The following is a 24,571-nucleotide window of genomic DNA, read 5'->3' as shown; positions in this document are numbered from 1 at the left end:
TCCGCCTAAGTTGGATTTTTTTTCTTACTTTGGCGGCGCCAACTTCTCCTTATGTTCTTACGTATTAAGGCTACCCCAAGCGGTGCTTTTACCTATGCTGTACTTTTCATACTGCTTGTACTCAGTAGTGCTCTACATGCGCAACTAAAAGCAGATTTTACACCCAGCAAGACGAGCGACTGCGAAAGTCTGATCACTAAATTCAACGATAACTCTACCGGCAATCCTGTTTCCTGGCAGTGGAACCTGGGTAATGGCTTTACCTCTACAGAGAAAAGCCCCAGCGCTTCCTATACTTCTCCCGGTACGTTCACGGTAACCTTAACCGTGAAGGATGCTGGTGGCAATACCAGTACCGCTACGAAGACGGTTTCCGTATGGGACAAACCCAAACCTGATTTTACCGCCAGCCCGGCAAAGGGTTGTATACCTTTTGACGTGACTTTCACAGATAAATCGAACCCGGTGAGTGGCACGATCACCGCCTATACCTGGGATTTTGGTGATGGCGCTGTTGGTTCCGGCAGCAGCCCTGTGCATACATACAACAATGTATTGTCGTCTACCGTTACCCTTACCATCACTACCAGCAATGGTTGTACGGCATCAAAACAGATCAGCAACATTGTGGAGGCTTCCTCACCGCTGGTTGCGGGTTTCGACGTATCTCACAACTTCCTGTGCGCCGCCCCCGGCGCGGTAACCGTTACCAACAGTTCCACCGGCCCTGGCAACCTTACCTATCAATGGGATTTCGGTGATGGAGGCACTGCTTCCGGAGCCAGTCCTGGTGCGCATACGTATACAGCAAAAGGCACTTACAGGGTCAAACTCACTGTTACCAGCGATAAGGGGTGTACTGCCACTCAAACATCCGGCGACATCAATGTGGCAAACTTCAAAACGGATTTCCAGCTGCCGGCCAGCATGTGTGAGAACGAGTATCCCGTCCTGTTCCTCAGTGCCAACGAGCCAAAACTCAGCAACGTTGCCTGGAGCGTTGACAAAGGCGAGATCTATGCCTATGAGGATGGTGCTTCTTACTATCCCGCGGGTGCTGGTACTGTAAAGGTGACCATGACAGCCGACTATGGCACCTGTCAGAAAACCGTGACGAAAGACTTTGTGGTAAAGCCAGCTCCGGTGGCAGATTTTGAGACCGATCAGAAGATCATCTGCGATGTGCCGGCCACGCTGAAACTGACAGATAAATCCCAGGGCGCCACCAGCTGGCGTTGGGATTTTGGCAACGGACAAACATCTACCCTGCAAAATCCTTCCGTTACCTACAACCAACTGGGATATTACGGTATACAACTCACTATCAGCAATGCCTCCGGCTGCAGCAACGAAATACAACGCTATGTGAATGTAGCAAAAACGGAGGTCCATGCAGGCGCAGACGTCCGGGAAGGCTGCGAAGGACTGAAACCTACCTTTAGCAGCAGTATCAGCGAAGGAGACTCCTTTGCCACCTATGAATGGGATTTTGGTGATGGCAGTCCAAAATCGACGGAAGCCACACCATCACATACATATAACAAAGAAGGTACCTACCCGGTAAAGCTGACCTACACCACCACCAATGGTTGTAAAGGGACGGTGAATCTGTATCCCAACGGTGTTATCGAAGTGCGTAAAAGACCTACTGTTGATTTCTCCTCCCCGCAGGCGCCCCAGATCTGCGGCAATAACTGGGTAAATTTTAACAGTACCACTGATGTGGGCAACTCCTGGACATGGGATTTCGGCGACTACTCCGGTGGCTCCGGGCCAAACACGGCGCATAGCTACAAGGAGCCCGGCACTTATACGGTATCGCTGACGGTTGCGAATTATGGTTGCAGCCAAACGGTCACAAAAACGGCATATATCAAAGCCGTGACTCCTTTCCCTCGCTTCTACAGGCAAAATCTTGACTGCGAGCGTCGTACTGAGATCAGTTTTGATGAGCAATCGCTTGGCCCTATCACCAGCTGGAAATGGAGCTGGGGAGACGGTAAAGAGAATACATATACGACCAAAACAAGCCCTGTAAAGCACAAATATGACAAAACAGGCGCTTACATGGTAAAGCTGACCGTCACCGATGGCACCTGCACCAGCAGTGACTCTCTGAGCATTAATGTGTATGCACCGTCCCCCATTACTATTGCCACAGATAAGTCAACGTTGTGCGCCAATGAAACGGTCAAGGCCAGCATAACGTCGATTGACCGCTCTTTATATGATCCGTACAACTACGCATGGTCCTCTTCGGACGGCACCCGTCCTTACTGGGATTACTATACTTCTCAGAGTGCCAGTTTTACAAATCTGCAACCCGGCAACGATACCATCCGCCTGGTAGCTTACAACCTGCAGGGATGCCCGGACAGCAGTAATAAAGTTGTTGTGAATGTACACGGACCGGTAGCTAAATTTCTTCCTCCGGATGTACTGGAATGCCGGGGTAAGGAACTTACCTTCACTGACCAGACGGACGTATCTAAGGGAAAGCCTATCAAGAGCTGGTCATGGAAATTCGATGACGGCAGTCCTGAACAGGTATTTACCGCGCCTCCTTTCAAACACACATATAACAGCGCCGGCTATTTCTCACCCAGGCTGACAGTTACAGACCAGGATGGCTGTACCAGCTCCACTACCAGTAGTCTGCAGGTGAACGGCCCTAATGCGGACTTTGCACCCAGCTCTGTACTGGTACCTCCGGGCAGTGGCGTATGGTTTTATAACAATACTTCCGTAACAGGCGGCTATGCTACTTATGAATGGGACTTTGGAGATAATACCACCTCCACGGAATATGGTCCGTTTAAAGTCTATCCTGATAAAGGCCTCTACACGGTAAAACTATTGGTAAAAGATAATAATGGTTGTACGGACAGCACGCAAAGACAGATCAAGGTGTCCAGCGTCAGTGCAAACTTTACGGTCACTACTGAGTTCGTAAATAACAGTGGTTGTCCGCCGGTACTGGCCCGTTTCACCAATGCATCTGTCAATTACACCAGTTCATACTGGGATTTTGGCGATGGCAGCTTTTCCACCCTCAGCAATCCTTCCCATACATACACGTATGCAGGAAAGTATATTGTGAAACTGAAAGTGGCAGGTGATGCAAATACTGAAGACGTGTATGAACAGGAAGTGGAAGTAAAGGGGCCTTTTGCCAGTATTGTGACCTCTTCCGATGGTGGCTGTCTGACGAAAGAGATTGAGTTTAATGTGTCCGCATCAGCAGCAGCTGTCAATTTCGCCTGGGACTTTACAGATGGTATTGTATTGGAAACTACTGATTCTACTATTAAACATACCTTCAAAGAGCCCGGCATTTACAAACCGCGCCTCATTCTCTCAGACCGCGCAGGTTGTAAGGGAACAGCCTTCACGAAGGATCCTATCGTGATAGACAAACTGGAAGTACAACTGACATCCGAACCGGCATTTGTGTGTGATGAAGGCTGGATATCCTTCACGCCAAAGTTCAACAGTTACTCCATTGACGAGTTGAAAAAAGAGGCGAAATACAAATGGACATATGAGGCTGGATTGCAATCAGAAAATGATACTACCGCCACTCCCCGTTTCTACCTGGATAAGATAAAGGGATATGATTTCACGCTTACCACAACTACGGCTTACGGTTGTACCCAAACAGTGAGCAAAACCGTATATGCTTATCCTAAGCCGGAATTGGCTATCAGCGGCCCTGTGCAAGCCTGCCAGGATGCGCCGGTAAGTTTCAGCGCAACGGTGAGCAAAGTAGATGATGTAAGCTGGAAATGGGATTTTGGTAATGGCAATACAGGTAATGTACAGCAACCAGCCGACCAGTCGTACAGCAGGACCGGCGCGGCCGAGGTAGCGCTTGTCGGCATCAGCATGGATGGCTGTAGCGATACAGCGCGTCATAGCCTTAATATACTGCCCAAGCCGGTGATCAATGCCGCATCTGCGTCTGATTTCGTATGTCTGGGCAACAGTACTACCCTGAGCGCCGGTGGTGGCATCACGTATGAGTGGACACCGGCTACAGGCCTGAGCGATCCGCAGGCGCCTGACCCTGTTGCAGCTCCTGCAATAAGCACGACCTACCAGGTAAGTGTAACGGATGCCAATGGTTGCAACAATACAGACGAAGTAAGCATCCGCGTAGCGCAACCATTTACCATACAGGCAACGCCGGATACCATATTGTGCCTGGGGCATGTACTGCCTTTATGGGTATCGGGCGCAGATCATTATGTATGGAAAGGTGAAGGTCTGGACAATACCGGCAGTCAGTACCCGAATGCCACTATCAACGCCGAAGGTGAATATACGTATGAAGTAACCGGTTACGATGCTGACGCTTGCTTTACACATGATACATCGCTCGTAGTAACTGTACATCCTTCACCCACCATCAACGCAGGACCTGATCATACAGCGATGGCCGGAGAGCCTGTAACATTGATCGTACAAGGCAGCGGGGATATCGTGAAATGGAACTGGACACCAGCGGAATATCTGAGTTGTGCCACCTGTCCCAGACCACAGGCCTTGCCTAATCTGTCCACGAATTATACCGTGGAAGTAGAGAATGGTTATGGTTGTAAGGCCACCGATGAACTGTTCATACACGTGACATGTAATAAAGGCGCTGTATTCCTGCCTAATGCCTTCAGCCCCAACAAAGATGGAAAGAATGAATGGTTCTATCCTAAAGGCCGTGGCATAAAAGAAGTGAAATGGATGCGGGTATATGACAGATGGGGTACGCTGGTATTTGAGCGGACGCATTTCCAGATCAACGCTCCGACCGCAGGCTGGGATGGTACCTGGAAGGACAGGATAGCGCCGATTGGTACGTACGTATATGCGATAGAAGCGATATGCGGGGAAGATACTGTCTTTCAGTTCAAAGGTACAGTGACGGTGGTGAAATAAAGAGGATATAACTGACCTGATGGATATACAATTGAAAGCGCCTGTCCGCCATATGGAGTGGACAGGCGCTTTCAATTATATATCATCAGGAATCTGCTATCAACCGGCTACAGTTTCAATGATTACATTTAGTGCGGTGTTTCGATGTTGATAAGTAGTTCGGCGCAATCGAACGACTATTTCTTTTTGCGGATCTTCAGTATATAAACGGCAGTCGTACCGCTATCCGGATGATCCAGGTCTTTGGAAGTAACGGTTGCATCCTGTACATGTGGCGCTATACCATCCAGCATACGGCCTGCACCATTGTAGGTTGCTAAGGCGCCGGGACTTCCCGCAACCCATGTAGTATCTGTGAATATAGATGCAGTGCCAATACCGTTGGTGGTGAAATTAGCAATACTATCTCTTACCACTTCAAGGCTATGCTGCTCCAATACGCCTGTTTTTATTCCCAGTCCATACGCCTCAATAGCAGAAGGGGCCGAGTACTCATGATCTTTACTGGCCACGAACCACGTACTGTTATAAGGGTAGGAATATACCAGGAGGTTGCCTTCTGATTCCACCCTTGCACCTCCACCGATCAAGGTGTAATCGTTGTCAATAGTTACAGCAGTAGCTGGATGCGCTGCTATACCCGACGTGTTTGTGAAAAGCCACATGCTGGCGGTAAGTTCTTCTTTAGTCATTCCGGCTACTTTTAGTCCGATGGCATATCCAAACAGCGTATGGACGTAAGTATTCAGATGGTATGCAGATGCCGCATGCCAGGTAGTGAAGTCTTTATCCGGATAAGCAGCGGTTAAAAACGCAGACGACGCAGCTACTAACGGGGATGCTACAGCACCTCCGCCAATTAAGGCATAACCATCCGGCACTTTAACATCCAATTCAAGTTCAGTACCGGTGACGTAACTGCTAACAATTGCTATTTGTACAGTTCCCGACCAGTCGGTGCCGTATTCAATACTTTTCAGTAGTGGACTCGTTGCCTTCCGGGCAGTGGTGGCAGGGCTAAGTTTGCTGTCCTGAATAGCTTGCTCTTTTTTACATGCAGTCATGCAAATGAGCAATGCTGCCCACAATAGGCTCATTGATTTTGACATAGGGCTTTAATTTAATTGATGGGGGAATGAGGTTTAATGACCAGGGTAAACATTCCCGGTGAATAGATTTTGGTTATCGCGTACAATGTAAATCCTTTCTTCTGGAAAAGACAAAACTCTTATTTATCCGAATTAGCCGGGTGACGTATGCGCCACAGCTGCTCTTGGTTATGGTGTCAGGCAGGTCCGAAATGTACTCATTGTATTACTTATTGCGACATTGCAGTGGAGTTACCAGGAACAGTAATGACGATGTTATATACATTTAAGAAACCAGCATACACTAACGACAAGCCATCGGAAAAACAGCTTGTCGTTTAGCGTGCAACCACATGCCCGGGAGTTATAACGCAACCCGATCCTGTTGCAATTGCAAATGAACATCAGGATTATATATTTCCAGGATACGTGAAGGATATCCAAGCGCTTTAAACTGAAACTGGTGATATAATTCATGTGCATCCAGTGTGCTCAGCATTTTCCTTCTCAAACGTTTGGACCAGGACTGTTCCAATATGTGAGATAATATCCTCTTCGCAACTCCCTGTCCCTGATAGGCGGGTAACACCAGGAAATCGGCAAACCACGCAAAGGTGCTATAGTCTGTAATTACCCGTCCAAACCCGATCTGTTGTCCGTCAATAAAGGCCCCGACGCAATAGGAATTGGCAAGAGAATCGTCGACCAGCGTGTAAGAAATACCCTTAGCCCAATAAGAATCTTCGCTCAGGAACCGGTGTACCATTTTAACATCCATATTCTCCTTGCCTGTTTTGATGATTACGTCCAACATATTTATTGTGATTTATGATGTAAAACTATATCCGGTGTGCCAATAAACACAGTCCCAGTTTTGTGTATTTTAATGGACACAGTTACCTTTATGAAATGAAAGATGATTTTCTCTACCTGGAGATATCAAAGAATATTGCCGGGCTAATCAGGGATGGGGTTTTAAAAGCGGGAGATCGCCTGCCCTCAGTGAGAATGTTGTGCCAGGAACATAGCATCAGCATGAATACGGCTAAGAGGGTATTCCTCGAACTGGAAGCCCAGTCACTTATCAGCTCAAAACCGCAGTCCGGGTATTTTGTAAGCCATCTCCCCTATCAGCGGCTTGCGCTTCCGGCAGTCAGCAAGCCCTCACCGCGCCTTAATAATAAGGAGCCGAGAGAATTGCTTGGCAAGGTGTACGTTAACACAGGTAAAAAAGACCTTATGCTCTTTTCTGTTGGGGCGCCTTCCGGCCAATTACTACCTTTAGCCAAACTGAACAAAGAGTTGATGTATGCCACCCGGGAAGTAGCAGCCAGCGGCACCGGATATGAACAGTTACAGGGCAATGAAGATCTCCTACGGCTGATTGCTGCCCGCTCCCTTTCCTGGGGAGGAAGACTTCGGGAAGATGATGTGATCACCACTGCTGGTGGGATGAATGCTTTATCCTTTTGTATGATGGCATTGGCAAAGCCTGGCGATACCATTGCTATGGAAAGCCCCTGCTATCCCGGCAGTCTGCAGTTGGCCAAAAGTTTAGGTTTAAAAGTACTTGAGCTACCCACCCATCCTGTAACAGGCGTCGAAATAGAAGCACTGAAGAAGGTCGTTCATAAGATCAATCTCTGCCTGCTGGTACCGAACTTCAATACGCCCCTGGGCAGCTGTATGCCGGAGGAGAACAAGAAGGAAGTAGTAGCGCTGCTGACTAAACATAACATTCCACTGATTGAGGACGACATATACGGTGATCTGTACTTCGGCACGCAACGTCCTAAATGCTGTAAGGCCTTTGATACCGAGGGAAATGTTCTGTTGTGCAGTTCCTTCTCCAAAACCCTGGCACCTGGCTATCGCGTGGGATGGGTGGCCCCTGGTAAATACAAGGAACAGATCCTGCAGTTAAAACTGGTTCACGCCATCTCTTCACCGGCTATCACACATGCAGCGGTAGCCAATTTCCTCAAAAGCGGACGGTATGAGCATCACCTCCGGAAACTGCGTTCGGCGCTGCAACAGAACTATCTTCATTATATAGATGCGATAGCTGAATATTTTCCGGAGGATACCAAATTAAGCAGGCCACAGGGCGGACTTGCCTTGTGGGTCGAGTTCAATAAAAAGGTCAATACCTCCGAGCTTTTTGATATAGCAATGAAGCATAAAATAAGCATTGCCCCAGGCAGGATGTTTACTTTACAGGATCAATTTGAAAACTGTATGCGGCTTTCAACCGGCTTATACTGGCATGAGGATGTGGGGCTTAAATTAAAGCAGCTGGGGAGATTGGTGACGTCAATGCTATAACTCATGGCAACTTCGCCACTAAGCGTTCCGGCATCCATTTTAATATGGTGTAGATAAGCTTCCATTTAAATCCGGGTACAATTACAAACCTGCTTCCCGCTTCGACAACTGCCTTTGCGATAAAATCCGGTTCCAGCATGAGGGATTCCGGCAGGTCCAGTCCGGCAGTCATCTTGCTGCGGATGTAACCGGCTACGATTACGTTCACTGTGATCCTTCTGTTGAACAGGTATTGCCTCAAGCCCGCCAGGTATTGTGTAAAGGCAGACTTTGTACTGCCATAAATAAAGTTACTTCTCCGTCCGCGGACGCCGGACAGGGAAGATAAACCTATTATTCTTTCCAGCCGGGCGTTCTCCTTATCCATAGCAATAATGTTCAGGATGGATACAGCGCCTGCATAATGTACCTGCATCATCCGGAAGCTACCGGGAAAATCCAGTAGGGCCTCATCATTGTTTTTGAGGTATCCGGCGGCATATACCACAATATGGGGTTTCTCCGGCAACTGCTCATAAAAAGGAGCATGACTGTCAAAATCAGTAGCATCAAAATAAAGTACCGTTACCAGTTCTTTCAGGGGTAGTTGCTGGTCAACAAATGTATACAGCGCATCGGTGCTACGGGAGGCAGCCATCACGCGGAAGCCTTTGGCTGCGTACCGGAGGATGGCAGCCTTTGCTACGTCCGAATTAGCGCCGAGGAGAAGAACAGTTTTTCTTTGCATATATAAATATAGGAACTCTTCACTGAATCCTGTTGTCAGGATGATGAATGCTATTACAGCTGCTGCGTGTGATAGGATGCAGCAGCTATATTCGTCATATGATGTGCGCTGACAATATCATTAAAACTGGTGTACTATAATCATTACTAATTGGTTAACAGTTCATTAACCAATTGAGCAAAAACTATAAAATAACTTTGTAAGGAAGATACTGGAGCATAATGCCAAGATCACTCTGATCGTACTTTAGATTATAACAGCCAACATCCCCTATATACAATTCTGCATCCGTTCTGACACTACAAAATGCAGTACCACACGCACTAAAACTATTAAGATGCAAACCAACAAATTCCACCTCATGAGAAAGCAATGTTTCGTGCTTGCTATTATCATAACGTTTTCCGCCAACCTGTATGCACAGCTTCCGAAGGTGCTGAAAGACGCCAATGACATGCTCAGAACAGGCACAGAAACGATGAGAAGCGTTGGCATGTTCATAGATGCTACCAAGAGAACGACAGAGCAGTTTAATAAGACCGTGAAGGTTGTAAAGGGAGGTACTTCACAGCCTTCTGTACCAGCCGACCAGACAACCAAACCGAAATTCAAAAAGGGGGATTTCACTAATATAAAATGGGAACCTGTTGCGTATTTCGACGGACAGATATTTCCGTCTATGGTCATCAGCATGGCCGATTACAGGGGTAATATCGATAATGCGTTTATGAATTCCGTCAAGAGCAGTGCTTTAGGTTTCAGATTCCTCAGCAACAGTTCCTACATTCCCTTAAAGTGGGAAATTGAGTGTACTGACAAATCTTACTTTGATAAGGTGAGCGGCGATTTCATGTTTCAGGAGGCTGGTCAGGAAGTGTATTTTATGCCGAACATTCCATGGAATATGTCAACACTCGCTAAACAGGTTTCGAGCTCCCCGATTAATATTATGTTCAGACTGTATGATGAAGACGGTAACAAAGTGGAGCGGTCCATCCCCTTATTCATGCGCAGTATTAATGACTGTATCTATCGCTATCATGAACAGAAATTCGACTTCCTGTTTACTGCTTTTATCCAGGAACAACATCCGGAAATTGACAAGATATTAAAAGATGCATTGAAGACGAAACTGATATCCTCCATCAGTGGTTATCAGGGAGATGATGTAAATACTATTCTACAGGTGGCGGCTATCTGGAAGGTACTGCATGACAGGGGCTTTCAGTATAGCAGCGTTACCACCACATCAACCAACAGTACCAATGTGCTGGCCAGTCAGGCAGTCCGCACCTTTGATAACTCTATGAAAACAAACCAGGCTAATTGTGTGGATGGAACAGTGGTGTTTGCCTCCCTGTTAAGGGCCATCCATATATCAACTGTTATGGTAATGACACATGATCATTGCTTCCTGGGATTTTACACCAGCAAAAAGAAAGATAAGATCCTCTACCTGGAAACCACCATGCTGTCTAACTCTGACATCATTGATAAGGCCCCGGCTGCTAAAAAGAACCAGGCGTATGTTGATCAGTTCATGCAGGCGGTAAAATATGCCTCTAACAAGGAGTATCCGGCGTATAAGGCCGCTAACGATCTCGTAGAGATCGACGTTGATTACTACAGGAGTTTTGTAAGACCATTGCCGTTCCAATAGAAAGAATACCTGTGCAAACAGTCTTTCAGAGAAGTGTGAAATACCCGCAACAGCTACTTGCCTGACTACAATTCCGGTTGGCATTTTCTTTGCCCTTATTCAGGAAAAGAAAGTGTATGAAAGCGGCAGAAATTTTGGAAAGTGGATTGACGGGTGCGGCGACTATCACACTTTTATCGAAAACACTCGGCTCACTGAATCCTAAGACTCCTGATGTCAACCTGTTCAATAAAAAAGGTATTGTCAGGCGAATAAAGAGAAATATTCATAAAAACGGGTTTAAAGCAGTAAAAGGGTATGTTAAGCTGGCCGGACAGCTCTTAAGCATGGCGGGAGCAATGGGACTGGCCGGTTTTGGCAAAAAGAAAAATGCAGCGTTGACAGGAGCCATGTTAGGTGCGCTGTCGGGGACAGCAGTAGCTTTTTTGCAGAATAAACCAGATGAGGAGACGGAAGAAAAAGACCTCTGGACGAAAAGGCTGGTCACAATCGTACTTTATATACTAGGAGGCCTTGTTGCCGGAAAGGCGATGAAGTATTTCAGTAAAAAAAGTAAAAACAAAAGCTGACGATAGTGTTATAATATTATAGCCAATATGAACGTTGCCATGTACCTTTACATCGGAACTATCCATCTATGCACCGTAAGATCATTTTTGTGTAATCCGGTATATGCGAAACCGGGAGACATACAAAATGCAGATCTAAAGATCCGGCAGAAAAGCAACAAACATTATTGTGAGCGGCACAAGATCCTATTGAGAGCAACAATGCCTGGCTGATACCCGGCAAGGCATTGTACAATCACGTTAGCACTCCTACCACCATTCTACGCGCATCTCCTTTGAAAATTTCATGAGTATTTTTAATTATTTCTTCTGAAACACAGTTTATTATATAATATATATCATATATTTGTGCCGTAAATTTTATATCCCCTTACACTATGAAAAAATTATTCGCACTTTTTGTGCTCGCAGGAGCTGTAGCTGTAACCTGTAAAGTTCAAGCCCAGGAAATTGTTAAAGGAGACCTCGCTTTTCTGAAAGGCGCCACAGGCGTAAACGTAGTTTTTGTTTACGACGATCTGACTGTAGGTAAAGACGGTAAAGAAGCCAATTACATCAAGAGGAAAAAAGCCGAAAAAGATGAGAAAGAGCCGGGAACAGGTGCTACCTGGGAAGAGAACTGGCATGCAGACAAAACAAAAAGCTACAAGCCAAAATTCATCAAACTGTTGTCCAAGTACACAGAGTGGGCTTTAAACGAAGATACCAAGGAAAAATACACCATGGTTGTCAACACCAAGTTCATTGAGACTGGTTACTATGTAGGTATTTCTTCCGCTGCGGCTGAACTGAACCTGGAAATCGCCATCTATGATTCTTCCGACATGAAGAAAGCATTATGCAAGATCACTATGGATGAAGTACGGGCCGGTAGAGGTATGTTTGACAACGCCAGCCGTATCGGTGAAGCTTATGCAAAAGCCGGTAAGGACATTGGTAAGCTGATCGCTAAAAAGATCAAATAATTGCTGAAATATTCATGCGAAAAAGGGCTCAGGTAACTGGGCCTTTTTTTATTTATTTCAGGACGGGATGAAACGTTAATACTACATTCACCTTAACGGAAGGATGTTCGTTGGCTAAATAATCCTGGTGGGATTTCTATATAAAAAGCCGTCTCACCTTTCTTGTGAGACGGCTTCTATAAATCAGGTGGTCATACTAGAAGTTAAACAGGCAGTTAGCGCCGAAAACATTAGGCTTATAGGAAGTAAGACCTTTCATGTAGGAAGTTCTTATTTCGATGTTATGCTTCTTCTTGTAACCTACACCGATGCGCAGACCGATGTTAGCAGCCAGACCAGTGGAGCTTTTGGTATTTGAATCGGTATACACATAGCCATATTCATCATCGCGAACCTGCTCAAATACAGATCCAACATGGTAAGCATAACCAGCACCGATAAAGAATCCCATTCTGTCCTTGCAACCTTTCGCGGAGCCGGCGCCTATGTTAAAATTGAACATCACGGGAACGTTGATCATGTAGCCGAGGGTGTTATCCTCATAATAGCCATCACTGGTGTAGACGCCATTGTAGGAACCGGAAAAACCAACATTCAACGGGATACCTATGGACAGTGATGTTTTGTCTGTTTCCGCAAAACTAAAGCGCGGAGAATAGCTAAATGTAAAACTGGCCTTAGTATCCGTGATACTCGCATCTTCTACGAAAATACCAACGCCGAGGCCGTGTGTGAAATGCTGAGCTTCTGCCGATTTGACGCACGCCAAACCGATGGCGGCTAACAAAAAAATTCTTTTCATGGGTAAGGGTATTAAATGAACAGTACGTAATATAATTCAGGCAAATATACGTTTGAACATTTAATTATGGAAATCCGGATGAATTTCATGCCGGCTGGCAATTAAAGCGCGTACCAGTTTCGAAAAAATACAGCTTGCATGAAGCGAGGCCCCGCCTGCCTGGTAAATTACGGCCACTACAGCCTAATTTGACTATCTTGCCATAAAATTCCCGTCCGCAAGATAAAAGATGTCTCCTGTTGCATACAGCACATTATTTAATAACTATATAAACTTTAGAAGGACCATATATGTCATATTGCAGCGCGATCGAGTTCATGTCTGAAGACAAAAAGGCTATACACAAGACCTACCACGACCAATACTATGGCTTTCCCATACATGACGACAATGAATTGTTCTGCCGCCTGATACTTGAAATCAACCAGGCGGGCCTGAGCTGGGAAACCATTCTGAAGAAGGAAGCCGGTTTCAGAAAAGCATATCACAATTTCAATATTAAGAAAGTAGCTGCTTATACGGAAGAGGACAGGGAAAGGCTGATGGCTGATCCCGGCATTATCAGGAACCGCTTAAAAATAAACGCAGCCATAGAAAATGCCAAAACCATCCTCCAGCTGCAAAAGGAATATGGCTCATTTGAAAAGTGGCTGGAATCACAGCATCCAAAAACAAAAGAGGAATGGGTGAAATTATTTAAGAAGACTTTTAAGTTCACCGGTGGAGAGATCGTGAATGAATTTCTGCTGAGTACAGGTTATCTTCCCGGCGCCCATACATCCAGTTGTGCCATCTATAAAAAAGTACAACAGGCGAAACCATTGTGGATGAAAGATACGAACAAACGTAAACATTGATAACATCGTTCACAGTATTTCCGGGCTTATTGCCTTAGCGGGCGCCTGGTATAGCAATAAGCCCGGAATTATACCTTATACAGCAGGTACTTTCTTCTCCAGGAAGACAAGCTGACCCATATGATAGCTGATGTGTGTGGCACGGCTGATCAGCACATTCAACTTATTGCGGTGAGGTTCTTTGGCAAAATCTTCCTCTGACACTTTGGTGTGCCTTGACAACCAGTCTGCAGGCTCCATTTTGCTGAAATGTTCTGCCAGGGTGCCATTCACTTTAGTCCAGTATTCTCTCAACTCTGCCATGGATGGATATTCATTAAACGCCTTGTCAGGGTTTGTAAGGAATAGCTTTTCCAGCTGAGGATACTGTTTTTCACTGATACCGAATAACGACAACAAGCCATCGCTTGACCCTACCAGGTGCCCCAGCAGGTATATGGCCCTGCTGCGCCCGGGCGCTACTTCCTGCAGGTAAAAATCGTCTTCATATTTGTTAAAGAAGGCCGTTACCCGGTTAGTATTCGAAGTCCAGGTGGTCAATAGTTGCGAAATGATCTGTTTAGTCTGTGTTATTGCAATGTTTTCTGTTTGCGTACTCATGATACGTCGTTTTGAGTTGTGTACAAATTGAAGCCGGATGGTGGTATGGCAACGGATCTTCCTATCTGCTGCCTGTTTACAATGTAATATGCGGGCAAATATACGGCATTTATTGACCAAACTAAATATTTCGATAGGTAAGCACCTGCGAATAAAAAAGGGGCTTAATGCCCCTTTTCAACTTTCTCCAGATCAATATTTTGTTTCTTTTTGAACTCGTAGTTCATGAAGGAGCTGTCGTCCGGCACCGTCATGTGAAAGTCTTTCAGTTCTGCCACTTCCACCTTCAGGTCGTTTCCTGAGAAACTAAGCATATGTCCACCCTGTGTACGATCGTCTGACAGGAAATGAAAGTGATATCCTTCTATGCTAAGGCCGTTAATATAGGTTGGCAGCTTATACCCTATTAATACGCCTTTGGTCTTCTTAATATCGAAGAATTGCTGGGTATTCAGCAAGGTGGCCAATGGCGCGTAAGGTTGTGGCGGAGGAGGAAAAGCCCTTGTTTTCAGCTGATTAAAGCTACCTGAGATCCTGATCGCATACATGCCGTTCTTTTTCTCAAGATAAGTATCTATCTGATTAAAAGCAGCCGCCTGGTCCTGCGTACCACTCACAACGAAGGTGGTATCTGCTTTAAAAAAGGTAACGAAAGCCAGGGAGGTCTTAAAACTGTCAGTTACCTGTATGGTTTTACCGGTGGATTGTGTCTGGTAGCCTTTCCCATCGCAGATGGTCAGTTCCCCGTCCAGCTTATCCGGCGCCCCCAGGCCGAAGTCGCCCTGTTGTTTTAACTGGCTCCAGGTATAATTCCCATCGAATACTCCTCCGATAAAAGCATCTGCGACGCCGTACTGAAAAAGCGTGTTATACTGTACGTTATGGACAGTTGCTCTTTTATGCCCGGGATATTTCTTAACGGTGGTAGTATTGCTGCTAACATCGCTGGTTTGTTTCTGCGCCTGCAGGGAAGAGAGAGTTCCCAGTAACATCAGCATCAGTAATGATCCGGTCCTGCTGTAATTGAATGCTTGTGTCATATCATTTATGATTGGATAATGGTAATTCAATAAAAAGTCGTCCCGCATGAACCGGGACGACCATTAAGCGGAAAGATCCCCATCAGATCTTCTACTCAGTGTAGACATTTAACATGAATATTTGTATGCAAATGTCTGACGGCGAATGTGATATTAAAATCCCCAAAGATGGGGAGCCAAATAGACCTTGCGTCCTCGGTATCAGGGATACACTGCTCGGAAATTGCATTTCCCTTGTTAGTGTCGAAACAAACGATGATGAGACGCAAAGGTAATTTTTTTAAGTTTACGACACCGGTGAAGGAATGACTATCAAATGCTGTTCTTTTGCCTGCTGCATTAAGTAAGCAAGTGGCTCCATAAAGGTGCAGGCGATTAGGCGATGAAAGTCGTTCAAATCATCATCATTCCTGACAACATGTTTTAACCGGCAGACATTTTTCCCGTTCCGCTTCCACCCCATTTTCTGTAACTGCTTAAGATAGTATTCATGGATGTATGCTTCCAGCGTTTCAAGCTGCAGCAACTTTACGCTTACAGCATACTTTTGCTTCATTCTTTCAAATACCATCAAAGGGCCTTTGAAATCGACATAGGCGTGTCTTCCCATGTCAATATGTATTTCCAGGCGATAGCATTCATTACTTAAAAGCTGCCGGATATATGCAGGGAAATGTAACTCTCCGGCATATTCATTTGTGGCCAGCTTCATGAATTTGCTTATTTCACGTTCTGTCTCAGCTATTATGGGGTAAAGCAACGCAAGGTATTCATAGTCCATATCTCCGGAATAACGTGTAGCGCCTTTCCATTCTTCCTTTAGGGTATTTAATTCCTGCAATTTATAGGCTATCAGCTGATGGATGTTTTTTTGATCTGAGTTCACGATCTATCGTTTGAGCTAATATAGTGATAAAAAGTTACCACTATATTAAGCCATACTGACCCGATAGAGAAAATCGCAGCTGTAAAGTGATAAACCCATACCGTTATATTTCCCTTATTAGCCTTATAAAAAAGAAAGCGCGGGTATTATCGTAAAAATGCCCGCGTTCATATAACGATGGATTTAAGCAGATCAGGAACCCGGCTGAGAGATCTCCACCAGCACATCATTGTTTCCGCCATTGCTCGTGCAGACATACACGCGGCCTTCCGGCGAGATACAGATATCTCTTAAACGCCCCCATCTTCCGTCAAAATACAGCTTTGGAGATCCGACTGCCTGTCCCCCGTTTGTGAGTGGGAACTGGTATAATGTGGCATCTTTTAAGGTGAGCATCAGCAGGGAATTCTTCCATTGCGGAATACGGTCATGGTTATAGTAGTCAAGACCGCATACTGCTACTGTTCCATTGCCGCTAGACCAGATAGGGCCTTTAATGTTGGTGGTCACATCGGGCCAGCCATAGTTCCATCCTTTTTCAATAATGTTAATCTCGTCCTGTACATTAGGCCCATGTTCAGAAGCGTACAGTATATTGTTCACCAGCACCATTCCCTGTGGATTACGATGTCCGTATGTCCAGTAAGGATTGCCTGAGACGGGATTATCAGCAGGAACAGTACCGTCCAGGTTCAGGCGCAGGATCTTACCATTGAGAGAGGATGTGTTCTGAGCAAGCGCACTGTTGCTGGCATCTCCCGTGGTGATAAGCAGTTTATTGTCGGGCGTAATGAGTAAACGGGAACCATTATGAATGGACGATGCGCCGATATTATCAATGAGTGTTAAGGGATTGTTTAGTGTGTTATTGCTGAACTGCAGGCGCACTACTTTTTCCCGGTAGCTGCTACCTGATTCGTAATTGTACACCACGTACAGATAACCGTTTGACAGAAATTCTGGGTGCTGCACCATTCCCAGCAAGCCTCCTTCACCCCGGGATTCAACGTCCGGCAGTGTGGCAGAGAAAACGGTGCTGCCGGTTTTAGGATCGATCTTACTGATCTTTCCTCCCCTTTCCGTCATCCAGATATGGTCGTCTTTCCCCCATAGGATTTCCCAGGGAAAATTAAGGTCGTCTTTCAGGGTACGGATTGAATCTGCAGGCCACTGTTCATCAGGCTCCGTTCCGTTCTTTTTGCAGGAAACACTGATACTGGCTGCTATCAGCAGTATCAGCATGGATAATACGTGGAAAGGTTTCATACGAAAGCGGGTTTAATAAAAGGCAGCAAATACCCTGCCTTTTACCCCGGGAGACATGAAAACTTCAAAAACATTTAAAATACGGGGGTTGACCTTTCGTGTTGCTATTTTTATCTTCGCCAATCACCCGTCCGGAAACGGGAGTGAAGGGAACCGGGATAGTCGTAAACCGTAAATGATGTAATGTCATATAACTGAGAACCCGGGAGTTAAAAACGAAACATGCTTATCAGGTCCAGCTGCGAACCAGCTATTTAATTCAATAGTTAATATTATCAAGTAAAAAAATATGGATACCCGCAGAGATTTTCTAAAAAAGGCAGCGTTATTGTCAGGTAGCGCCGCCATTGCCAGTGCGATGCCGCCGGCGATACAGCGAGCATTAGCTATTAACCCGGAGCCGGGCAGTACTTTTTACGATGCTGAGCATATTGTATTCCTGATGCAGGAAAACCGCTCTTTCGATCACCTGTTCGGTACATTGCAGGGCGTAAGAGGATTTAACGATCCCCGGGCGATCCGGCTAGCCAACACCAACAAGGTATGGCTGCAATCCAACAAGGAGGGCCAGACTTATGCTCCTTTCCGGCTGAACGCAATGGACACCAAGGTACCCTGGATGGGATCAACACCACATGGCTGGACCGATCAGACAGATGCACGCAATGACGGCAAATACGACCGTTGGCTGGACGTAAAGAAGACGTCAAGGAAAGAATATGCGCATGTGCCGCTGACAATGGGATATTGTGACCGTGCGGATTTTCCGTTCTATTACTCGCTGGCAGATGCTTTCACGATCTGCGACCAGAACTTCTGTTCCAGCATTACCGGTACGCATCCTAACCGTTATTACTGGATGACCGGTACCGTACGCGAAAAAAATGAACCTGAGGGGATTGCGCATCTGTGGAATATCACCAACTATGCCACTCCGGAGCTTGCATGGAAGACGTATCCTGAGCGCCTGGAAGAGAACGGCATTTCCTGGAAAGTGTACCAGAACGAGGTGACCATGGGCTTTGGTCTGAATGGTGAAGAGAATGACTGGCTCAGTAACTTCGGCTGTAACATACTGGAATATTACAAGCAATTCAATATACGGTTACACCCTGGCAGTATTGCCAATCTTGATCTGAAGAAAGCGAATATTCTCAAAGAGATAGCGCGGCTGGAAAAAGAACCGGCATCAGATGCGATCAGTCTCAAACTGGCAGCTGCAAAGAAGGTGTTGGCCAGGATAGAAGAAGATAAACGGCAATATACCACGGAGGCCCATAACAGCCTTCCTGAGGCACAAAAGCACCTTAATGCCAGGGCATTTACGGTAAACAGTAATGATCCGCATTATCATGAACTCACTTCAATAAAATATGAGGATGATGGTACCAGCAGAGAGCTGAATGTTCCCAAGGGAGACATCCTTCACCAGTTCAGGGAAGACGTAAAGAACGGTACGCTTCCTACGGTATCCTGGCTGATGTCGCCCGCCAACTTTTCAGACCATCCGGGAGAACCGTGGTTTGGTCCCTGGTATGTAAATGAAGTGATGGAGATCCTGTTGCAGAATCCGGAAGTGTGGAAGAAAACCATCTTCGTTCTGACGTATGATGAGAATGACGGGTTCTTTGATCATGTGGTACCATATGCAGTGCCTAACCCATATAAAGCACATACTGGCAAGGTATCTCCCGGTATAGACCCTAAAATGGACTTTGCAACGAAAGATCAGCAGACCAATCCTTCCGCTATGGCCAACAGGATCAGGGAGAGTTCTATCGGGCTGGGTTACAGGGTTCCTATGATCATCGCTTCTCCGTGGACAAGAGGCGGATATGTTTGTTCTGAATTGTTTGATCATACGTCTTCCTTACAATTCCTGGAGAATTTCATCGCGAAGAAATTTAACAAGCAGGTGAAGGAGGAAAATATCACGCAGTGGCGGCGAACCGTCTGCGGCGACCTCACAGCAGCATTCAGGCCGTATAACGGCGAGAAGATCGATCCTCCGCAGTTCCTGCAGAAACAGGCATTCATAGAAAAGATCTATAGTACAAAGTTCAAGCAGACACCGGATAACTTCAAGGCACTGTCGGAGTCGGAGATTGAGCAGATCAATAAAGACCATCAACGTTCTCCTTACTTCCCTAAACAGGAAAAGGGTACACGGCAGGCTTGCGCTGTACCTTATGAGCTGCTGGTGAACGGCCAGTTCAATAAGGAGAAGAACAATTACAGCATCAGCTTCAATGCGGCCAATACTGCTTTTGGTGAACGTGCCTCTGGTGCTCCTTTCATGGTGTATGCCATGCAGCCTTACCAGCAGGAACCCCTACGTACATGGCAATATGCCGCAGCGCCAGGAGATACACTGGTAGATGAATGGGGCCTGAATGATTTTGACAATGGCCGCTATCACCTGAGAGTGTATGCGCCGAATGGCTTCTATCGCGAATTTGCGGGAAGTAAGTCTAATCCGCAGCTGAAGATAGCAACGCTTTATGAGAAGAGTAAAAAGAACGCGTCAGAGCTGACGGGGAACATCATTGTCAGCATTACGAATCATGACACGAAAGCACACACTGTTGAGATAAAGGATAACAGCTATAAAAATGGTATGGTGAAGCGCACAGTAGCGCCGCAGGAAACGGTGAATGTGGTACTGAATTTAGCGAGGAGTCATCAGTGGTATGATTATACCGTTAGTGTACCGGGAACGGACATGTTTGAGGGATTTGCCGGGCATGTGGAGACAGGAAAGGTGAGTCAGACGGACCCGCTGATGGGAGGTGTTGTATAAATGATGTTTGTTGGAGATATTAAATTCCCCGTGCGTTGTACCGTGCGGTGCAATACACGGGGAATAATTATTTACGGGTATAACTATGCCATTTTAAACATCTGGCGCCTTACGGTATAACCCTCGTCAATTTTTTGAATATTAAATTCACCGACATAACCAGATGGTTCTCCACGGTAAATAAAATCAGCCCAGACATAGGAGTCGTTGATCCATTCCATTTCCGGCTTAATAGTCAGATCTTTTAACCAGGTCAAATCATTCAGCCATTCCTTTCCTTCAAAAGATGAATCCTTTGGTATTTCATGAATCAGGTAATGATCTTGCCAGACTAAAAAAATAGAATCTAACCAATCATCATATTGACTACCGATCAATTCACTTGCTTCCTCTAATTTACCATTCTGCAGGAGTTGGAAATATTCAGTGATCAGGGCCTCTGCCTCTTGTTTACTTGGTTCGCTTTTCCAGATTTTCATTTTTTTGTTTTGTATTATTTCAAAGTACCGTTTACATGGGCAACAGATCTCTGTTAATAAAAAGATTAGTTGGATCAAAAAAGATTTCTAGTTCATCGTTCCGGGTCTCACTGTTTACTTTATATGGGGGTGATGAGCAGGAGCCAAATATAATAATAAAATCAATATTATAAAATCCCTTAAATAGGGAATTGGGGGGGTGAGGGTTAGGAGCTGATTGGTGGTTTGTTGTCATGTGGTTTGTTGCCCGGTTTGTTGAACCACCCGGGGGTGAAGACCCCGCGCGACGAACACACGGCACCTACGGAGCCGATTGAGGATTTGTTGAAGAAGAGCGAAGAATAGCGAGTTTGATTAAGATTCCTCAATGATCATTCAATGGAAGGCCTCTGCGCTGGAATTCTTTCCAGTTGAGGTATTCGTCTCCTCTGCGATGTTCTTCCATGGTAATGCAATTATCTACGGGGCATACCAGTTTGCATAAGTTACAGCCTACACATTCCTCGTCTTTGACGGTATATGTGTTGTAAGGGTTGCCGTATGACAGGTTAATGGCCTGATGTGAGCCGTCTTCGCAACTGATGTAACACAGTCCGCAATGAATGCATTTATCCTGGTTGATCTTTGCGATGATATGATAATTGATGTCCAGCTCTTCCCAGTTGGTCAGTGTTGGTACTGAGCGGCCGATAAAGTCGTCAATGGTTTTGAAGCCTTTTTCATCCATCCAGTTATTCAGCCCATCGCAGAGATCTTCGATGATGCGGAAGCCATAACGCATAGCGGCAGTACATACCTGTACGGTAGTGGCGCCGAGGAGCATAAACTCGGCGGCGTCCTTCCAGGTGCTGATGCCCCCGATGCCGGATATAGGCACTTTAGCGGTGACAGGGTCCTGGCTGATGGTGGTGAGCATCTTTAGTGCGATAGGTTTTACGGCAGGGCCGCAATAGCCGCCAAAGGTTGATTGTCCGCCGACATTTGGATTAGGCACGAAAGTATCGAGGTCCACTCCCGTGACAGACTGGATGGTATTAATAAGCGATAAGGCGTTGGTACCGGCATGCACTGCTGCACGACCGGTAGGGACTACGGAATGGACGTTGGGCGTCAGCTTCGTGATAACAGGCGTAGTAGCTGCCTCCATCACCCATTCCACCACACGGGCAGCAATGTCAGGGTCCTGGCCGACGGCAGCGCCCATGCCACGCTCTGTCATACCATGCGGACAACCGAAGTTCAGCTCAAGTCCATGAGCGCCGGTATCTTCTACCTTTTTGATCAGTTCATGCCAGCTCTGGCGATTGTTGTCGGCCATCAGGGAAACGATCATGGCACGGTCGGGGAAGAGCCGTACACATTCAGCTATTTCCTTCAGGTTGATGTCGAGCGGACGATCGCTGATCAGTTCAATATTGTTGAAGCCCATTACCCGGCTGCCGTGGTAATCCACGGAGGAATAACGGGAGGAAACGTTCTTTATCTGGCTGCCCAGGGTCTTCCATACTACTCCACCCCAGCCGGCCTCAAAGGCGCGGAGTACGTTCAATTTTTTATCTGTAGGAGGAGCACTCGCCAACCAGAATGGATTAGGCGATTTAATGCCGAGGAAATTTGCTGAGATGTCTGCCATAATTAAAATATTTAAAGGCTGTAACCAGCATGAAATGTTATTGTCAATTGTTATGTACGGCTTGTTTCTGTGGATGCGATTCTAAATATCGAGTCTGCTCATCTAATAACAATTACTTAAGCCGATCTAAAGAAGCATTTTTTTGTAGTAGTTCATCTTATTATCTGATAGCAATTACTTAAGCCGATCTAAAGAAGCATTTTTTTATAGTAGTTCATCTTATTGTCTGATAGCAATTGCTTAAACTGGTTCTAATGGATGCGTTTTGTAGTAGCCGATCTTATTACCTGATAGCAATTGCTTAAGCCAATTCTATAGATGCATTTATAGTAGTCGATCTTATACATCTGGTATCGTCGTCTCTTCAGTTCTTATCGCTGTATGGCCTACATGCTGCAGGTATTCCAGTATTGCTTCAGCACCGTCTTTTCCCGCCTGCACTGCATCTACCACTTCTTTGCCGCCGTTTACACAATCCCCGCCTGCGAAGACACCTGCAATACTGGTAACACCATTGCTGGCAGTAGAGATCTTTCCGTGATCATTGTTCAGTTGGTGGCTGTGTACCAATTGTTCAAAGGGCATTTGTCCGGCGGCCTTGATGACCATATCTACCGGTAAAATGATCTGCTCATCAGTGATCACCGGTTGGCGGCGGCCACCAGCTACCTCTTCGAGTTTTACTAAGTTACAGACGAGTTGTGTAACTTTTCCATCTTCGCCCAATATCTCGGTAGGCGCTGCCAGCCAGATGATTTTACAACCATCCAGCAGCGCGATGTTCATCTCTGCTTTTGTGCAGGGCATTTCCTGCTGGGTTCTCCGATACACAAGTGTTACTTCCTTTGCACCCAGCCTCTTCGCCTGGGTAGCGGCATCAATGGCTGTCATGCCCATACCGATCACTGCCACCTGATCCCCTACGGGAACGGCGGGAAAACCGCTGTTGCGGATATTGTATATAAAGCTGATAGCATCTACTACCCCATCTAATTGTTCGCCAGGAATATATAACTGACGGGCAAGGCCAACACCGAAAGCGAGATAGACAGCATCATATTGCTGCTGTAATTCATCGAGGGTGATGTCTTTACCTAACTCGTTGTTGTATTGAATATCGATACCGCCGATGGCCGTGATATAATCTACCTCCTCCTGGCAGAATTGCGGGGTAACCTTATAAGCTGCGATACCGTAGGTCATGAGGCCACCGCCTTTGCTTTCTTTCTCGAAAATAGTTACATCTACACCTTCTCTTGACAAGGCATGTGCACAACTGAGACCAGCGGGCCCTGCGCCTATCACGGCTACCTTTTTACCGATGGATGGCTTTCTGTCGAACAATGGCCACTTCTCCTGTATCGCGCGTTCTGTAGCATAGCGTTGCAGGCGGGCAATATGGATCGGTTCTTCCTCCATGAGATTGTATACGCAGGCGCCTTCGCAAAGTTTCTCTACCGGACAAACCTTCGCGCAACCACCGCCCATAATGTTGGAAGAGAAAATAGTGTAAGCGGATCCTTTGAGATTGTCTGTCGTGATCTGCTTAATGAATTTAGGGACATTGATGCTGGTAGGGCAGCTTTTTGTACAGGGCGCATCGTAACAGAAGAGGCAGCGGTTTGCTTCTACCAGTGCTGCATCGCGCGTCTCAAAAGGCGGATGAATGTCACTGAAGTGCTGCTGGTATTCTTCAGCAGATAAACGGTTATTACGTACTGCCATAATATTGATTTTATCGTTTTTCTGGGTTTCCCCCCTGGGGTTGCACCCCGTGTTACAAACATACCCCCGGGGTTGAAAACCCCGCGCTACAAGTGAGTAGGAGGCATGAGATTATTTCCCATGCCGTCCCCTCCAGCCACCGTACGTACGGGTCCGTATACGGCGGCACATCAAAATAAAGTGTTTGGAAGGATACTTAACTCCTTTAAGGATAGGT

The 24,571-nt window shown here is 46.2% G+C and carries 18 protein-coding genes; 7 read left to right on the top strand and 11 right to left on the bottom strand.

From position 1 onward, the window contains the following. The first annotated feature begins 51 nt into the window (after positions 1–51). Entirely contained in the window at positions 52–4,932 is a 4,881-nt protein-coding gene (locus L3C95_RS30060; protein WP_236393974.1) for a PKD domain-containing protein, read from the top strand. A gap of 176 nt (positions 4,933–5,108) precedes the next feature. On the opposite strand, the gene L3C95_RS30055 is transcribed toward L3C95_RS30060, so the two are convergent. Next, complete coding sequence (locus L3C95_RS30055; protein WP_236393973.1) at positions 5,109–6,041, bottom strand: hypothetical protein; 933 nt, start codon at positions 6,039–6,041, stop codon at positions 5,109–5,111. 343 nt (positions 6,042–6,384) lie between these two features. After that, the gene (locus tag L3C95_RS30050; RefSeq protein WP_236393972.1) at positions 6,385–6,834 is read right to left on the bottom strand and encodes a GNAT family N-acetyltransferase; all 450 of its coding nucleotides are present in this window, start codon (positions 6,832–6,834) and stop codon (positions 6,385–6,387) included. 95 nt (positions 6,835–6,929) lie between these two features. Between L3C95_RS30050 and L3C95_RS30045 the strand changes: the two genes are divergently transcribed. Beyond that, a complete protein-coding gene (locus tag L3C95_RS30045; RefSeq protein ID WP_236393971.1) occupies positions 6,930–8,345 on the top strand; it encodes a PLP-dependent aminotransferase family protein in 1,416 nt (471 codons plus the stop codon). A 1-nt stretch (position 8,346) separates the two neighbouring features. Here the strand turns inward: L3C95_RS30045 and L3C95_RS30040 are convergent, their stop codons facing one another. Next, complete coding sequence (locus tag L3C95_RS30040) at positions 8,347–9,072, bottom strand: SDR family NAD(P)-dependent oxidoreductase (protein WP_236393970.1); 726 nt, start codon at positions 9,070–9,072, stop codon at positions 8,347–8,349. 361 nt (positions 9,073–9,433) lie between these two features. Here L3C95_RS30040 and L3C95_RS30035 point away from each other — a divergent pair, with 361 nt between their 5' ends. From L3C95_RS30035 to L3C95_RS30025, 3 genes are all read left to right on the top strand, one after another. Then, positions 9,434–10,732 (top strand): hypothetical protein, encoded by a 1,299-nt coding sequence (locus tag L3C95_RS30035; protein ID WP_236393969.1) that lies wholly within the window; start codon positions 9,434–9,436, stop codon positions 10,730–10,732. 116 nt (positions 10,733–10,848) lie between these two features. After that, on the top strand, positions 10,849–11,301 hold the full coding sequence (locus L3C95_RS30030; RefSeq protein ID WP_236393968.1) for a hypothetical protein: 453 nt from the start codon (positions 10,849–10,851) through the stop codon (positions 11,299–11,301). Positions 11,302–11,678: 377 nt separating this feature from the next. Then, complete coding sequence (locus tag L3C95_RS30025) at positions 11,679–12,266, top strand: hypothetical protein (protein WP_236393967.1); 588 nt, start codon at positions 11,679–11,681, stop codon at positions 12,264–12,266. Between the two features lie 196 nt (positions 12,267–12,462). On the opposite strand, the gene L3C95_RS30020 is transcribed toward L3C95_RS30025, so the two are convergent. Continuing rightward, positions 12,463–13,068, bottom strand: coding sequence for a hypothetical protein (locus L3C95_RS30020; protein WP_236393966.1), 606 nt, complete (start codon positions 13,066–13,068; stop codon positions 12,463–12,465). Between the two features lie 290 nt (positions 13,069–13,358). On the opposite strand from L3C95_RS30020, the gene L3C95_RS30015 reads away from it, so the two are divergent. Further along, a complete protein-coding gene (locus tag L3C95_RS30015) occupies positions 13,359–13,925 on the top strand; it encodes a DNA-3-methyladenine glycosylase I (protein WP_236393965.1) in 567 nt (188 codons plus the stop codon). A 75-nt stretch (positions 13,926–14,000) separates the two neighbouring features. Here L3C95_RS30015 and L3C95_RS30010 read toward each other — a convergent pair whose 3' ends face one another. The 4 genes from L3C95_RS30010 to L3C95_RS29995 all read right to left on the bottom strand — a co-directional run bounded on the left by L3C95_RS30010 (position 14,001) and on the right by L3C95_RS29995 (position 17,717). After that, positions 14,001–14,525, bottom strand: coding sequence for a DinB family protein (locus L3C95_RS30010; RefSeq protein WP_236393964.1), 525 nt, complete (start codon positions 14,523–14,525; stop codon positions 14,001–14,003). 164 nt (positions 14,526–14,689) lie between these two features. Beyond that, positions 14,690–15,565, bottom strand: coding sequence for an acetolactate decarboxylase (gene budA / locus L3C95_RS30005; protein WP_236393963.1), 876 nt, complete (start codon positions 15,563–15,565; stop codon positions 14,690–14,692). Positions 15,566–15,851: 286 nt separating this feature from the next. Beyond that, a complete protein-coding gene (locus L3C95_RS30000) occupies positions 15,852–16,451 on the bottom strand; it encodes a hypothetical protein (RefSeq protein WP_236393962.1) in 600 nt (199 codons plus the stop codon). Between the two features lie 192 nt (positions 16,452–16,643). Continuing rightward, on the bottom strand, positions 16,644–17,717 hold the full coding sequence (locus L3C95_RS29995) for a PQQ-dependent sugar dehydrogenase (RefSeq protein WP_236393961.1): 1,074 nt from the start codon (positions 17,715–17,717) through the stop codon (positions 16,644–16,646). A gap of 289 nt (positions 17,718–18,006) precedes the next feature. On the opposite strand from L3C95_RS29995, the gene L3C95_RS29990 reads away from it, so the two are divergent. Then, entirely contained in the window at positions 18,007–20,517 is a 2,511-nt protein-coding gene (locus tag L3C95_RS29990; protein ID WP_236393960.1) for a phosphocholine-specific phospholipase C, read from the top strand. Positions 20,518–20,600: 83 nt separating this feature from the next. Here the strand turns inward: L3C95_RS29990 and L3C95_RS29985 are convergent, their stop codons facing one another. The 3 genes from L3C95_RS29985 to L3C95_RS29975 all read right to left on the bottom strand — a co-directional run bounded on the left by L3C95_RS29985 (position 20,601) and on the right by L3C95_RS29975 (position 24,354). Continuing rightward, positions 20,601–20,996, bottom strand: coding sequence for a hypothetical protein (locus tag L3C95_RS29985; RefSeq protein WP_236393959.1), 396 nt, complete (start codon positions 20,994–20,996; stop codon positions 20,601–20,603). Positions 20,997–21,360: 364 nt separating this feature from the next. After that, positions 21,361–22,629 (bottom strand): NAD-dependent dihydropyrimidine dehydrogenase subunit PreA, encoded by a 1,269-nt coding sequence (gene preA / locus L3C95_RS29980; RefSeq protein WP_236393958.1) that lies wholly within the window; start codon positions 22,627–22,629, stop codon positions 21,361–21,363. 339 nt (positions 22,630–22,968) lie between these two features. Further along, positions 22,969–24,354 (bottom strand): NAD(P)-dependent oxidoreductase, encoded by a 1,386-nt coding sequence (locus L3C95_RS29975; RefSeq protein WP_236393957.1) that lies wholly within the window; start codon positions 24,352–24,354, stop codon positions 22,969–22,971. Positions 24,355–24,571: the final 217 nt, after the last annotated feature.

It is taken from the genome of Chitinophaga filiformis, assembly GCF_021646545.1.
GTDB lineage: Bacteria > Bacteroidota > Bacteroidia > Chitinophagales > Chitinophagaceae > Chitinophaga > Chitinophaga filiformis_A.
This window is presented reverse-complemented; position numbering and strand designations above follow the sequence as displayed.